At 45.5% G+C, this 14,784-nt stretch carries 9 protein-coding genes; 6 read left to right on the top strand and 3 right to left on the bottom strand.

Features of this window, described 5'->3' with window-relative positions:
• Positions 1-14: 14 nt before the first annotated feature.
• From CLV98_RS07060 to CLV98_RS07040, 5 genes are all read left to right on the top strand, one after another.
• Positions 15-470 carry a DUF6691 family protein gene (locus CLV98_RS07060; protein WP_229203283.1) on the top strand — a complete coding sequence of 152 codons (456 nt, stop codon included), beginning with the start codon at positions 15-17 and terminating at the stop codon, positions 468-470.
• A gap of 13 nt (positions 471-483) precedes the next feature.
• The gene (locus tag CLV98_RS07055) at positions 484-1,197 is read left to right on the top strand and encodes a DUF2490 domain-containing protein (RefSeq protein WP_158281212.1); all 714 of its coding nucleotides are present in this window, start codon (positions 484-486) and stop codon (positions 1,195-1,197) included.
• 381 nt (positions 1,198-1,578) lie between these two features.
• Positions 1,579-3,600 carry a TonB-dependent receptor gene (locus CLV98_RS07050; protein WP_109673624.1) on the top strand — a complete coding sequence of 674 codons (2,022 nt, stop codon included), beginning with the start codon at positions 1,579-1,581 and terminating at the stop codon, positions 3,598-3,600.
• Between the two features lie 38 nt (positions 3,601-3,638).
• A complete protein-coding gene (locus tag CLV98_RS07045) occupies positions 3,639-6,110 on the top strand; it encodes a bifunctional YncE family protein/alkaline phosphatase family protein (protein WP_109673623.1) in 2,472 nt (823 codons plus the stop codon).
• An 18-nt stretch (positions 6,111-6,128) separates the two neighbouring features.
• A complete protein-coding gene (locus CLV98_RS07040; RefSeq protein WP_109673622.1) occupies positions 6,129-8,900 on the top strand; it encodes a bifunctional YncE family protein/alkaline phosphatase family protein in 2,772 nt (923 codons plus the stop codon).
• A 63-nt stretch (positions 8,901-8,963) separates the two neighbouring features.
• Here the strand turns inward: CLV98_RS07040 and CLV98_RS07035 are convergent, their stop codons facing one another.
• Positions 8,964-9,932, bottom strand: coding sequence for a DUF3078 domain-containing protein (locus CLV98_RS07035; protein WP_109673621.1), 969 nt, complete (start codon positions 9,930-9,932; stop codon positions 8,964-8,966).
• A gap of 497 nt (positions 9,933-10,429) precedes the next feature.
• On the opposite strand from CLV98_RS07035, the gene CLV98_RS07030 reads away from it, so the two are divergent.
• Positions 10,430-12,517, top strand: a complete 2,088-nt coding sequence (locus CLV98_RS07030) for a tetratricopeptide repeat-containing sensor histidine kinase (protein ID WP_109673620.1) — start codon at positions 10,430-10,432, stop codon at positions 12,515-12,517.
• Positions 12,518-12,603: 86 nt separating this feature from the next.
• Here CLV98_RS07030 and CLV98_RS07025 read toward each other — a convergent pair whose 3' ends face one another.
• Together CLV98_RS07025 and CLV98_RS07020 are read right to left on the bottom strand one after the other, a co-directional pair.
• Positions 12,604-12,792 carry a hypothetical protein gene (locus tag CLV98_RS07025; RefSeq protein ID WP_109673619.1) on the bottom strand — a complete coding sequence of 63 codons (189 nt, stop codon included), beginning with the start codon at positions 12,790-12,792 and terminating at the stop codon, positions 12,604-12,606.
• Between the two features lie 481 nt (positions 12,793-13,273).
• The gene (locus CLV98_RS07020) at positions 13,274-14,782 is read right to left on the bottom strand and encodes a RagB/SusD family nutrient uptake outer membrane protein (protein ID WP_109673618.1); all 1,509 of its coding nucleotides are present in this window, start codon (positions 14,780-14,782) and stop codon (positions 13,274-13,276) included.
• Positions 14,783-14,784 lie beyond the last annotated feature (2 nt).

Genomic DNA, 14,784 nt, shown 5'->3' with positions numbered 1-14,784 from the left:
AAGACGTCCGTGCCATGGACGCCATCTGTGTCAATCAAAGTGAAAAGACACATCCGCTCTATTATAATCTAAAATACATGGCTGTCGGCCTTATTTTCGGCATCATTTTCGTAAAATCTGAAGTAATTAGTTGGTTCCGAATACAGGAGATGTTCCATTTGCAATCCTTTCATATGTACGGGATCATAGGCAGCGCCATTGCCGTGGGCATGATTTCTATATTTTTAATCAAAAAGTTGAATATCAAAACCATCTACGGGGAGAAGATATCCATTGCCGACAAGAAATTCAACAAGGGTCAAATATATGGTGGACTGATCTTTGGCCTCGGCTGGGGTGTAACGGGTGCCTGTCCTGGCCCACTTTTCGCCCAGATAGGAATTGGTGCAACCGTAATCGGCGTGACCTTATTGAGCGCCATAGCGGGAACCTGGGTATATGGTCGATTCCGTGACCGCCTACCCCATTAAGTTATAAATGAATATGAATTACCGTTTTGCAATCGTATTAACAAACCTTCTGCTATTCTCTACCTCCTTGCTGGCACAGTCGACCCGAAGAAACAGCTGGTTTCGCCTGACGGTCAACCATCGTATTGGACAAAATTTTTCTTTGGATAATGAGTTTCAACATCGGCGGCAAAACAATTTTGATGACAAGAACTATCTATCGAAGGCCTTATTAGTATCCTACCGGAGTTGGGTCCATTATAAGCCTAAGAAAGACGTACAAGTAAGTCTTTCCCCTTTTGCCATCATGCATCAGAACCCAGTATATGAGCAGCCTATTGATACCCTCAAGGATATGGGACGAGAAATTCGCTTTGCAGGTATGGCCCAGGTTCAGCGAAGCCTTTTCGATATGCTCTATGTATATGGTAAGGGTGGAATGGAATACCGCAGTTTTAAGCATAAAAAAGCCAAACTACGCATGCGACAACGTATTGGCCTCACCTATTCGTGGCAAATCTGCCAGTTGAACGTGTATGAAGAATTGATGCTGCATGTGGCCGGAGTCGAACCTACGCAGTTGCTGGACCAAAACCGACTCGGCGCTTCCATAAGTTTGAAACCGAACCAGCCCTGGGCACTTGAATTGGGCTATATCCATACCGACAAGCTGTCCACTAGCTCCAACACCCTTGGTACTGAAAAGAACTTGTTTCTGAATGTAAGTTATCAGCTTGGTAAAAATTAATTGGATCAGGTTTTAATAAAAGGGACATTTTACTGTATTACGGTAGAATGTCCTTTTAATATTCCCCCTCTAACTACCATCTTAAACGGCACTGGTATCCCGTCACTTCATGATTAATTAACATGAAAATAACCTTATATTTTTCTATGAGGCGAGTCACAATATCCGTAATATCCAATTTTCCAGAAGATTAATAACATATTACAACCAAAGTCCTCTGGAGTACCATTTCCAACATTTACACCAAGTTTATGGCCTTAATGGCCTAGTTTTAACCATTAATTGGTTTACCAAAAGATAATGTTTTGGTAATTCTGATACGGGGTATAGGCTGATACATTCCTATACTTTTGTCGTTTTATTTTGCATAGCCCCATTCAAATGAAACTAATCCTATTCCTTTCTATCCTGATTATATCCAGTCTGCCAGTATTGGCCCAGCCTACCGATACCCTAAGGACCGAATTATTGAATCAGATCAACGTTACGGCACATCGTACCCAAGAAACCGCCCTCTCCACTTCCGCTTCCATATCCAGTATCAACAGCACGACTCTAAAAAGCCAACAAGGAAGCACTACACCCGATGCGCTCATGGGAAGCACGGGGGTATTTGTTCAAAAAACGACACAAGGAGGCGGGTCACCTTTTGTAAGAGGACTTACCGGCAATCAGACCCTCACGCTGATAGACGGCATTCGCCTTAATAACAGTACCTTTAGATACGGACCCAACCAATACCTGAACACGGTAGACCCATGGAGCCTTCAAAGAGTAGAGGTGTTGCGCGGTGGCGGATCGGTCGCTTATGGTACCGATGCGCTAGGAGGCACCATCCAGTTGTTCACCCACCAGTTATCATTTAGCGACTCCCGCCAATATACTGGACTCTTGCGGGCGCGTGTGGCCACTTCCGGAATGGAAAAGAGCCTCCGAGCCCAGGCAGGGATGAGCCACCAACGTGTAGCCCTGATGGCGGGTCTTAGCTTAAAAAACTTCGGAGACCTAGTAGGAGGTGATAGCACCGGTCGACAGTCCCCTAGTGGCTACAAAGACTTGGCTTTCGATATTAAAGGAAAAATCTATTTGACCCCACGGTGGAACCTTACCCTGGCCCATCAGACGGTCCAGCAAAAACATGTTCCCGTATTTTATAAGTACCAGCTCGACAACTACAAAATCAACGAATTTCATCCTCAGAACAGGAGCCTGAGCTATCTGAAACTGCAAGGAACGCATGCTTCCAAATGGATTCGGAATATCGCCTTTACAAGTTCGTTCCAGTCGACTAAAGAAGGACGAAGCAGCCAGAGAAACGGAAGCAGTCTACTCAGCCAAGACGAGGATAAAATTAATACCCTCGGACTCACCCTGAATATCCATTCGGAATTTACTAAAAATTGGACTGCTAGTTCTGGAATCGAAGTATATCAGGATTGGGTAAATAGCAAGGGAAACACGGTAGATCTAGAAAAGGGTAGTAGAACGGACAAACGTGGCTTATATCCCAACGGAAGTACCAATCTCAACTATGGAGTCTATTCCTTGCATCAGTTTATAAGCAATAAATGGAAATTTGACATTGGTGGAAGAATCAACGGCTTTAGGATCAAACTTACCGACGAGGCCATTGGAAAGGTGAGCATCAGCCCAACTGCTGTAGTCGCGAATGCCGCTATTGCCTATCAGGCCAGCCCTCGTTCCAATATATATACTTCGTTTCACTCAGGCTTTAGGGCACCAAATATCGACGATATGGGCACCCTTGGGATCGTGGACTTCCGCTACGAGCTCCCCGCTTACGGATTAAAACCCGAAAAATCATACAATTATGAGCTAGGCTATAAGCTACAGACAGGAGGCCTGCATTTGAATATGGCGCTGTTCCAGAACTACCTTAACAATCTTATCACCCGGGAACGCGTAGCCGGAGAACAAATAGACGGTGTAGATGTATACCGCAAGGAAAACACCGAAAAAGCACAGATCAGAGGGGCCGAAATTGAAATAGATTATCTCTTTCAAGCGCATTGGAAGATTTTTGGAGCAGGAACTTACACTTATGGCAAGAGTATCAGCAACCAGGAACCACTTCGGCGCATTCCCCCGCTCAACGGCCGCCTGGGAATCGAGTACCGTCCTGGGAACCTGTTTTTAAGACCCGAATTGCTTTGGGCCTATAAACAAACCAGGCTGTCGGCAGGAGATAAAAGTGACAACAGAATCCCCGTTGGGGGCACACCAGGATGGACGACCGTCAACCTTCGTATGGGATATGACTGGAAAGTGTTGAGTCTCCAGGCTATGGCTCAAAACCTATTTAATACCGACTATCGAACCCACGGATCGGGTATCAACGGAGCGGGACGTAGCCTTTGGGTTACCGTATCGGCTCAATTTTAAGAAAACTACAAGCAAATCTCGACTCACCTAATATAAAAATGAAAAGAATATTCACTATTCCCCTGACCTTTATAGCACTTTCCCTAATATGGCTCGGCTGTAAACGAAACGCTACGACTCAAATCAGCGACCCTTTATATACTCAGTTAAAGGGTAAATCGGTACATTTACCCAATGGGTGGTCCTTAACACCGGTAGGCCGCAGCCTGGACTTAGACGATTTGCCGCTTAATCTGGTGGTATCTCCATCACAAAAATACCTGGCGGTTACCAATAACGGTCAGGCCATACAAAGCATCACCTTAATTGATGCCAAAAACGAAACCATTCTCGATTCACAACCAATTGCGAAGGCGTATGTGGGCCTTAGTTTCAACCACGACGATACCAGGCTTTACGCTTCTGGTGGCAACGATAACCGCATCATCGTCTATTCGGTAGCGGATAAGAAACTCCAAAAAACCGATTCGATCGTATTAGGAAAACCTTGGCCAAACAAAATCTCTCCTACGGGGCTGGTCGTCGATGAAGGCCAAGAGCGACTATACGTGGTAACCAAGGAAGACAGCAGCCTCTATATCTGCAGTACCACTACCAAAAAAGTCCTTAAGAAAGTAAAGCTAAAAGCCGAAGCTTATGGCTGTGTGTTGTCGCCCACGCAGCAGGAGCTCTATATTTCGCTGTGGGGCGGCGCTGCCATAGCGGTATACGACCTAAAATCGGGTAGGTTGAGCCACCATATCCCTACTGACAAAAACCCTAACGATATGGTAGTAACTAAGGATGGCAAGTACCTATACGTAGCACACGGAAACGATAACACGGTGTCGGTAATAGACCTTCACCATAAAAAGATTGCAGAGACACTAACCACCTCCCTTTACCCAGAGGCCCCGGTGGGAAGCACGCCTAATGCAGTAGCGCTCAATGCTGAAGAAGATGTCCTGTATATAGCCAACGCCGACAATAACTGTCTGGCAGTATTCGATATTAGTGAGAAAGGCCGAAGCCGATCCATCGGTTTTATCCCTACAGGCTGGTATCCCACCGCCGTCAAAACCATCGGAAACAGGCTTTTTGTAACCAATGGCAAGGGTTTCTCTTCCAAAGCCAATCCCAAGGGGCCTAATCCATCTTTGGCGAAGGTTCCCATGGACAAGGGGCCAAACCCGCAGGCATACACTGGCCGGGAAGAATACATCGGTGGGCTTTTTAAAGGTACCCTGTCCATAATCGACCGACCCGACCAAGCCACCATGGACACCTACTCCAGATTAGTATACAGCAACACCCCCTATACCAAAAGCAAGGAACTCAAAGCAGAGGGAGAGAAAGGAAATCCTATCCCTATGGAGGTAGGTGCCTCCTCTCCTATAAAACATGTATTTTATATTGTAAAAGAAAACAGGACCTACGACCAGGTACTTGGCGACATGAAAGAAGGCAATGGAGATCCTAGCCTATGCCTTTTCCCCGAAAAAGTAACCCCCAACCAGCACGCTTTGGCCAGGGAGTTTGTGCTCCTCGACAATTTCTATGTAGACGCCGAGGTAAGTGCCGACGGCCATAACTGGTCCTCGGCGGCCTATGCCAACGACTATGTCGAAAAAAGCTGGGTAACGAGCTATGGAGGCCGAGGAGGCACCTACGACTACGAGGGTAGCCGCGAAATAGCTCATCCTCGCGATGGCTTCATCTGGGATCATTGCAAGCGGGCTGGGATAAGCTACCGCACCTATGGCTGGTTTGTTGCCGGAGAAAAAGCGACCATAGCGTCGTTAAACGAACATTATGCGCCTTCCTTTAAGGGGTACAACTTAGGCTATATGGACATAGACCGACAAAAGGCCTGGGAGGCCGATTTCGATTCTCTACTGGCCGTTGGAGCCGTTCCAGCACTAACGACCGTACGTTTCGGAAACGACCATACCTCTGGAGCCAGTGTAGGCAAGCCTACCCCCTATGCTGCCGTAGCCGACAACGACCTGGCGGTTGGCCGCTTCGTAGAACATCTGTCAAAGAGTAAGATTTGGAAGGAATCCGTGGTGTTTATTCTAGAAGATGACGCTCAGAATGGCCCCGATCATGTGGACGCCCATCGCTCCATAGCCTTCGTGGCGGGGGGCTATGTAAAGCGCAATTTCGTGGATCATACCATGTATTCAACCTCCGGAATGTTGCGTACCATAGAGCTTATTTTAGGACTAAAACCGATGAGCCAATACGACGCCGCCGCCAGGCCCATGTGGCGTTGTTTTCAGGCCACCCCCAATACCACTCCTTTCGAGGCCAAGGAACCGGGTGTGGATCTGTATCAAAAGAATGTGGCTGTCAATAAAAATTCTAAGCGATCCGACTCCTTCGACCTTAGCCAGCCCGACGCTATAGACGACTATGTATTCAGTGAGATCGTCTGGCAAACGGTGAAAGGTGAAAACAGCGTAATGCCCGCCCCAAGGCGTGGTGCATTCGTAAGGCTCGAACAAAAAGATGAAGAAGACGACGACTAAGCCAAAACCAACTCAACCATGAAGCATCTATTAATCATAACCGCCCTGCTGGCCGCTCCACTGGCCCAGGCTCAGAAATGGGTGGCCGACTCCCCAGCCGGAAAAGCATACATTTCGAAAAATAAAAATGGGGTTACCACCATTCCAAATGGCCGATTCCTAACCCCCTATGGCCAACAACATACCGTTGCCCCTCACCCCTACGGATTGACTGTTAGTGCCGATGGGAAACTGGCCGTAACGGCCAATTCGGGTACCAGCCCTTTGTCTATTTCTATCCTTTCGCAGGTGCTGGAGCAGCAGGCGAGTATCCGACAAATCCCCGAAGGGAACAGTACCGATAAAGGTATTTTGGAGGCTTGTTTTATGGGCTTAGCCATTGCCCCCGACAACCAGACCATGTATGTGGCGGGAGGGCAAGCCAATAAAATATTCCTTTTCGATCCTCAAACTGGCGACAGTAAGGGGTCCATTGCCTGTGAGGCCCAAGATAACGGCCTCGACTATAGCCATGGCTATATAGGCGACATGACGCTTTCTAAAGACGGAAGTACCCTGTATGCGGTCGATCAAATTGGTTTCAGATTATTGGTGATCGACACCAAAACAAAAAAAATACTTCACAATGTCCCCACGGGTCGCTACCCGTTCGGGGTTTGTTTATCGCCCAATGAAAAACGGATCTATGTAGCGAATGTCGGCGTGTTTGAATATAAACCCTTTACCGACCTAGACAAAAAGAATCTTAAAGAGACCGGGCATAAATGGCCCTCTACCCGTTATGGATCTAAGGAAATGATAGAGGGAATCCCTTCTGAAGGGGTTCCACCCTTAGGCGACCCCAATGCACCGGAGGCTTTTTCAGTTTGGAGTTATGACCTAAATGGCCCTAAACCTCAAATCAAGTCCAAGATTAAGACCGGAATACTGGTGGGGCAGCTCGTAGAAGACTTCCCGGCGGTAGGAGGCAGCAGCCCCAACTCCCTGGCCGCCACCGACGACTACGTATTCGTAAGCAATGGAAATAATGATTGCGTGTCGGTTATCGACATGAAGAAGGATACCATCGTCGAAAATATTTTTTTAAATCCCGAACCACGGCTAGGCCAGTTAAGGGGCATTATCCCTTTCGGACTCACCGTATCGCCCGACCAAAATCGACTTTATGTAGCCGAATCGGGAATAAATGCCGTAGCGGTGATCGATATCCCAACCAAGCAGGTGGTAGGACACATTCCGGTTGGCTGGTTCCCCTCCAAGGTAAAAACTAGCCCCGATGGGACAAAACTCATAGTCACCAATGCCAAAGGCTTAGGCAGTGGACCCAATGGTGGCCGCGATCATACCCTTGGGCCTGAAGGTAGCTACATTGGTAGCCTAATGAAAGGAACAGTGTCGGTAATGGACATCCCGACCGATCGGGAACTCAAAGAATTGACGCTAAAGGTTAAGGATAATAATTTTCGATTCACGGATGTAGCGCTCAAAAAGTCCGAACATCCTATCCCGCTCTATCCCGGCGCATCGGAAAGCCCTATCAAGCACATTGTGTTTATCTCTAAAGAAAACAGGACCTACGATGAAGTCTTTGGACAACATGAGGGCGGAAACGGAGACTCCACCATCGCCAGGTACGGGCTACGAAAAGACTTTAGCAATAAAGCCAACACCCTGTCCTTAAAAGGCGTGGATGTAATGCCCAACCATGCAGCATTGGCGAGGCAGTTTGCGATATCCGACAACTTCTATTGCGACTCAGACGTGTCGGCCGACGGGCACCGCTGGCTCGTGAATACCTACCCCAACGAATGGGTAGAAACCGGCACCACGGCCGCTTATGGTGGTCAGAGAAGCATGCGATCGGACTCCAAGGCCCCTGGTAACCTCGCATTCTACGGCTCTACGGGCAGCATCTATCCTGAGGACTATAATGAAGCAGGATCTATTTGGGACCACCTGGAAAGGAACAAAAAGGACTTCTTCAACTTTGGATTTGGGGTGGAAATGGCTGCTAACTATTCGGATAGTACGATGAAGCATATTGGGGAGTTATACTTGGTCAACTACCCCTTGCCCGCTCCCCTATACGATAAATCTTCCAGGATATTCCCGACTTATAATATGTCGATTCCCGACCAGTTCAGGGCCGATGTTTTTATGGATGAGTTCAAAGAGAAATGGATCGGTGAAGATAAAACCCTGCCGTCGGTACTCACCTTAATGCTACCCAACGACCACGGTACCCGCGAACGCGCTCATGCCGGATTCCCCTTTACCGAGAGCTATATGGCCGACAATGACTTGGCCCTGGGACGTACCATCGAGTTCCTATCCCATACCCCTTACTGGAAAAACATGCTCATTGTAGTCACCGAAGATGACCCCCAAGGTGGCGTAGACCATGTGGATGCCCATAGGAGTATATTAATGACCATATCGCCCTACGTAAAGCGGAACTATGTCGGTCATGACCATTATAGTTTTGGTAGCATATTTAAAACTTTCTGGCATATCCTAGGCATCCCCTATTTGAACCAATACGACGCTACTGCCACCAGTTTGAGCGACTTATTGACGGCCACTCCCGATTTCACACCTTATAGGGCGGTTCCCATCGACACACGGCTTTTCGATCCCCAGAAGGCCTTAGATCCTTTTGATGAAGAATTTGACTGGAAGGCCTTTTCGGAATCTGAAGAAATGGATAGAACCGAAACCATGCAAAAAAGGCGAATGGAAGACGATGAAAATCTAAGAAAGAAGAATAAGCTGAAGAAGAAACAAAAATAAATAGAGGTAAACGAGAAAGCCCCGGCAGCCCATTCAAAGGTCGCCGGGGCTTTCTCGTAACACTTAAAAGGAGTATAAAAAGCCAATATTCAAGCCTTGGGCAAACTGTATATCCCCGCTTTGGTCGTCGTCATAAATCACGATAGAACTCAGGTTCACATTGACAAACTTGTTGACCTTGGCCGTCAGAGAGGCGTCTAAGCGGTGATCGGCATTGAATGGGTTGATTATATTGGAATAAAATTGATACCTGAATTTCAAATTCACCTGCTTGAAGATCTCTTTATTGTAGTTGGCTACTATTTGCATCAATGCCAACTCATATCGAATCCGATGGCCGATAGGAACGCCATAGTTCTTTTGATCGGGAGTATTGACATACAAGTTGCGATCGGCAACGACAGTCTGCCGAAAGGCCCCGGGAGCAAAATCAAGGAAAAAATAAGGAACTGGCTTATATTCCAGTCCAATAGATTCGGTGATGTAGGCTGGGGACAAAAGGTTGGAAACCTTTTTCTTTATTTCCAGTGAATCCCCTTGTGTTGAATAGTCGTAGCCAGAAGCAAACTGACTTTGTCCGTTAATATTCGCAAACATCACCCATTTAGGGCTCAAGGTTCGGCTGTATTTGAAGTCAATAAAAATCCGGTCCATATTTTTACGACTCTCCTGCCCCTGGTTCTTCACGAAGCCAAACTGTGACTGAAAGTCGGTTCTCCAGGCATTTTTCCCTCGTTTCTTTTCGAAGAGGGCATTCAAAAACGTTCCTATCCCTACCGAACTCACCCCTCCACCTGTCCAGTTGCTACTAAAGGACCCCTGGTTAAAGTTAGCGCCGAGCTGAATTTTATGCCAAGTAGTATCGGCGGTGAGCTTAAGACGGTTCGCATTAATTTTATTGGAAAGGTCGACCAATTTCTGAAAGTCGTAACCCGTCTGCGCCTGAGCAACCCCTGAAAATAGAAAGCTTAAAAGAAAGAAAGCACTAACAATTCGATAATTATATTTTGATAACGTTGAACCTGCAATCATACAAATACTATGGGCCTCTGCCACAAATTAAAGATGGGGAAGGAATAATATAATCTTAAAAACCCGATGTCTTCACTTTTATTGTCCCAGAAAAGTCAAAAAGTACAAAAAGCTAAAGCGAGGATAATTAATAAATTTATTTAAAAACCGCAAAATAATCAATTCGGGCTACCTTTTCAAGTTACTTTTTTGAAATCTCGAATCTAAAGATAAAGAGGCATACCCCTTTTGGACAAAATTCTATCCATAAAGAAAATAGTTGTGCAGCAATAAGGATCCAATTTCCACAATTTCAGTGGGCAAAGGCTTACTACAGGAGGCGATCCAGTAAATAATAATTCGCCGCACTCCGGCGACAAAGCATATAGTATGACTAAATTAGCAGAATTTATACTATATCTTTTATAGGTATGACTTTATCTATTTATCGAGATATTTTTATTATTTTTTCGATAAATTACTATCATTGATAATTACAGTAACAAAAATCTCAAAGCATGGAATGGACGAAAGCTCGACAAATAGTTTTCAGTAAGCGTCTATTTAGATGCTGTTGCGGTATTGCCATCGGATTATTACTATTTGGTTGCGAGCATAAACCGAAGCAGAATGACCAATCTGAGCTTCTCATAGATGCTATGGTTAGTGGGGCGCGACAATATTTGGATAAAGGGGAGGAGAGTAAAGCGAAAGCATATTTCGACTCAGCTTTTTCGAGTAGGACTATGCATAGCCCCCTAGACTCTATGCGCAGGTTTTTGTTCCTTGGGGGAAATTATTACGAATCCCGACAGGAACCAGAATTGGCGGTAGCCACCCTCGACAGCATACACGATATATGGTCTCATGACAAGGCGGAACCAAGATATTTGCATTTGTATATCCTCAGTTTGTTTTTAAAGGGCGACTTTAATTTTCAACTAGGCAATTATAAAGCGGCCTTCAAAAATTATTATGACGCCCGTATGCGCATTCCTGAGGTTGTCGATCCATGCAGCCAAGGCCATCATCAATATCGCCTAGGAATGGTGTATTATCGGCAGGGACTGTTCCAGGATGCTAAAGAATCCTTTCGAAAGAGCTTTCAGCTCACGGCCAATTGTACTAATGACTTCGAAAGCTATGCTTTACGACAAGAATTATTAAATAACCTTGCACTAAGTTTCGATCAGCTTAACGACATGGACAGCGCTATATATTACACCCAAAAATCTGAAACCTTCTTGCAGGATGGCGCCCAACGATTTCCTTCTAAGGATACCTATATTAAGGAAGCCAAAGCAGTTTTGGACATACAAGAATCGAGTCGATTAGAAAAAAATGGACACCTCAAAGAGTCCCTTAAACATGCCCTAAAGGCCCAGGCTTGGCAAGAGCAAAAACAGGTACTCAACAAGGACAGCCAAAAAACCATGATGACCCTTGGTCGGCTATACAGGAAGATGCACCTAGCCGACTCCGCCAACCACTGGCTCAATCAGCTGGATCGGTCCCTGGCAGTACTACCTCAGCCAGAACTTAAATCGGAACTTTTGTCGGAGGTAAGTCGACTTAAGGCGGCAAATCACCAATATGAACAAGCTTACCAGGAGCTGACTCAGGTATTGGAACGTACTTCGCAAAAAAGAAACTCCTTATCCAATCTACAATCGTTTCGACTAAAGGATGAGTTTGTTCGGCTCGATCAGGAGGGGCTTCATCAGCAGCTATTTGTAAATAACCAATATCGTACTTCTTGGCTGGTATTTATCCTAATCATCACCCTATTTGTAGTTTTGGGCGTTATACTCACCGTCTACTACTACCGAATGGCGCAGAAAGGGCTTATACAAGTCAATAGCTTCCATCAAGAGCTGGACTTTAGGAATTGGCTGCTTAGCACCAGCCTGGCCGACCTTCAGGTTACTAATCGTCAAATGGACGAGCTCATTGGACGTGTCGCTAGCGAGCTTCATACTCCGATGCTAAAAATTCAGGAATACGGCAAATACCTAGTCATCCCCGAACCAATAGATCCTGAACATCAGGATATGCTGGTATTGATGCAGCAGTCCAACGACAAGGCCGTCATGATGGTTGAAGGTTTGATTAATATTGAGAAGGACGACGAGGAACCTTTTCAGTCGATCGAGCTGTCGGCACTGATCCAGAACTGTGTGGATGAATTGAAATTTTCTGCCCAACTCAAACAGCTAGAAATAGTCATACATGCCGTTCCTTCGCTCTTTGCCATGGCACAGCCGTTGCTTCTTAGTAGGGCCATAAATAATCTGATTTCTAATGCCATTAAGTTCAGCAAACCCCGAAAACGTATTCAAGTAACCCTACATCAGAAAAAGGCAGACTATGCCCAAATAGAAATTCGTGATGAAGGAATAGGAATCCCTCCCGAAATGATCGACTCGATATTTGACCAACCTGGTAATAGCAATAGGGCGGGCACACTGGGTGAAGAGTCCTATGGCCTTGGATTATCCATTTGTAAGAAAATAATTCAGGATCATCAAGGAAGTATTTGGGTAGAAAGCGAAGTGGGTGCTTTTGCCCAGTTTATCATTAGCTTACCCCTAACAAAATCGAGTTAAGAAGGTTACTAATTCTAAAAAAGGCCCCCCAATGGAGGCCCTAACGTTTGAGCAAAGTTGCGATATGGTGACACCATATCGTTCAATTACTTTTCCTGTGCCTTTCGCAGGTGCCCGCCGGGCACAAAGTCCCCGCTTATCCATCTTACGAAGTTGATGGACTGAGTCTGGTACATCTGAGCCGATAAAGGTTTAAGATTGGAAGCTTCAATTTCGTTTAAGTACAGCTGCAACAGCCTATGGATCTCCTTCAGTTCCTTTTCACTTGTTTTCATTCCGAATAGTAAGATATATTATTTTTAATATTACAGGGCTAATGCCTTCTGTGTTTGTTTTGATTAAAAGTACAATTCTTTCGTTATCTCTAGAAATATATGTCGTCAACGAATCCTATTATGGGGTTAATACGCAATAATATGAGGTTAGCACCCATTAGATTTGCACTACTTTTCAGGACACACTAGCCTATCAACTAACGTGGAACCATCTCAAGATTCAAAAGCTGGTATATTTATTAATCGTTAAAACCTATAAACACGAGCAACTCAGTCAGTATATAAACGCTGTAAATTTCATATCATTCTATTATTTTAAAAATAATCGGCTGGCTATTGAAAGAGGGCAAGGTATCCCCAATTCAACCAAGTTAAGAACATCCTATTATCAAAACTTCCTTCAGAGGGGGAGGGACATAAAAAAGTGCCGTCCTAACTTACTTAGAGACGGCACCATTTCAATACATTAAGGGTATCTAAATTATGGGTTTTGGGTTAAATTACTATTCCTATCAATCTCTACCTGAGGAATAAAAAATATCACTCGGTCATCGGTAGGCATTACACGCTGCTGAGTATTGGTAGTCGGCGTATTATTTAAGGAATGGGTTCCAGGATAATCCCGCTCCATGGGTCTATTATTTCTAAAAAGATCATAAGCCCTATGCCCCTCAAAAGCAAGTTCTAACCAGCGCTCTTCCAATACCACATCCATTAAACTCTTGGAGCCCATATTACTAGATGTATACAACTCGCTATCAGGAAGTCCAGCTCTGGTGCGTATCAAATTAACATCCTCTAAGGCCTCTTGAGTATTTCCCAGTTGCGCATTGGCTTCAGCCCGATTCAGGTATATTTCGGCCAATCTGAGATAGACCGGCGAACTCAAATTGATCACACCTTCCTGCAACGAATACTTATTGATATAATACATGGGCGTGGTAGGCGTCAATTTCTTATTATGCTGAAGTTCGCCGTCCACCATATAAGGGCTTATAAAATTCTTCCGCAGGTCGTCAGGGTGTTGCGAAAGGAAATCGATATATTTCTGCGAGGCATATATTTCAGCCCAGCCACTCACGCCCTGGCCCTGTGGGGTGCCAGAAGGGTCGCTGCTGAAGTACATAGAGCCAATAGCCGAAAAGCCTCTATCCTGAACGGGCATATGACGAATTGCAAAGATCGTCTCTGGGTTGCTGGCAGGAGCCGTCTTAAAGTAACCACTGAACTCTGAACCCTGAGTAAGGCTATACCGTCCGGAATCAATGACCAAATCAGCATATTTAACTGCATTTACATAATCTTCCTTGTACAGATAAACCCGAGATAACAAGGCATAGGCTACTTCTTTGGAGGCAAAAGAGTTAGATTTGTTTTCGGACATCAGATCGGCGGCTTTCAACAAATCGCTTATAACCGAATCATAAACTTCCTTCACAGAACTTCTAGAAATGTCATTTTGCTCCTCTTCCGACAACCCTTCTAGTAGTAGGGGGATGCCTGGGTTTTCGCCATTTCCTTGGCTATATGGTCTACCAAATACCCGTACCAAATTATAGTGCATCATAGCTCTGAGGTACATATTCTCCCCCTTAAGCTGGCGGAGTGTAGTAGAGGCGTCATCAGGGACGTAGGCAATAATTTTGTTGGCCGCCGCGATTACCTTATAAGCCTGGCCCCAAAAATTGGTCGCATGACCAGAAGTATTGATATGGGTGTATCGGTAGGCCCGGGTAAGGTCATCGCTGGAAGACTGACCCTGAGCAACTTCATCGCTAGGAAACTCCATTAAGAAATGTACACTACGAACATAGGCGGCATTTAACAACACGGCATAGGTCCCGATGGTAGCCGTTTCGACGTCCCCCGCATTGGTTAGGGCAGATTCTTCATCAATAGCCGTCGTGGGCTCAAAATACTCCTTACAGGATGCCGACCCTAAGGCGAGGCTTCCCATTAACAAAAATTTATATATTGAATTTGATCTCATGA

The organism is Dyadobacter jejuensis (assembly GCF_003149085.1).
Classification (GTDB): domain Bacteria; phylum Bacteroidota; class Bacteroidia; order Cytophagales; family Spirosomataceae; genus Dyadobacter; species Dyadobacter jejuensis.
This window is presented reverse-complemented; position numbering and strand designations above follow the sequence as displayed.

Excerpts from the sequence above, each read along its gene's own strand:
- CLV98_RS07060 (WP_229203283.1), top strand. The coding sequence starts at position 15 with ATGGACGCCATCTGTGTCAATCAAAGTGAAAAGACACATCCGCTCTAT.
- CLV98_RS07055 (WP_158281212.1), top strand. The coding sequence starts at position 484 with ATGAATTACCGTTTTGCAATCGTATTAACAAACCTTCTGCTATTCTCT.
- CLV98_RS07050 (WP_109673624.1), top strand. The coding sequence starts at position 1,579 with ATGAAACTAATCCTATTCCTTTCTATCCTGATTATATCCAGTCTGCCA.
- CLV98_RS07045 (WP_109673623.1), top strand. The coding sequence starts at position 3,639 with ATGAAAAGAATATTCACTATTCCCCTGACCTTTATAGCACTTTCCCTA.
- CLV98_RS07040 (WP_109673622.1), top strand. The coding sequence starts at position 6,129 with ATGAAGCATCTATTAATCATAACCGCCCTGCTGGCCGCTCCACTGGCC.
- CLV98_RS07035 (WP_109673621.1), bottom strand. The coding sequence starts at position 9,932 with ATGATTGCAGGTTCAACGTTATCAAAATATAATTATCGAATTGTTAGT.
- CLV98_RS07030 (WP_109673620.1), top strand. The coding sequence starts at position 10,430 with ATGGAATGGACGAAAGCTCGACAAATAGTTTTCAGTAAGCGTCTATTT.
- CLV98_RS07025 (WP_109673619.1), bottom strand. The coding sequence starts at position 12,792 with ATGAAAACAAGTGAAAAGGAACTGAAGGAGATCCATAGGCTGTTGCAG.
- CLV98_RS07020 (WP_109673618.1), bottom strand. The coding sequence starts at position 14,782 with ATGAGATCAAATTCAATATATAAATTTTTGTTAATGGGAAGCCTCGCC.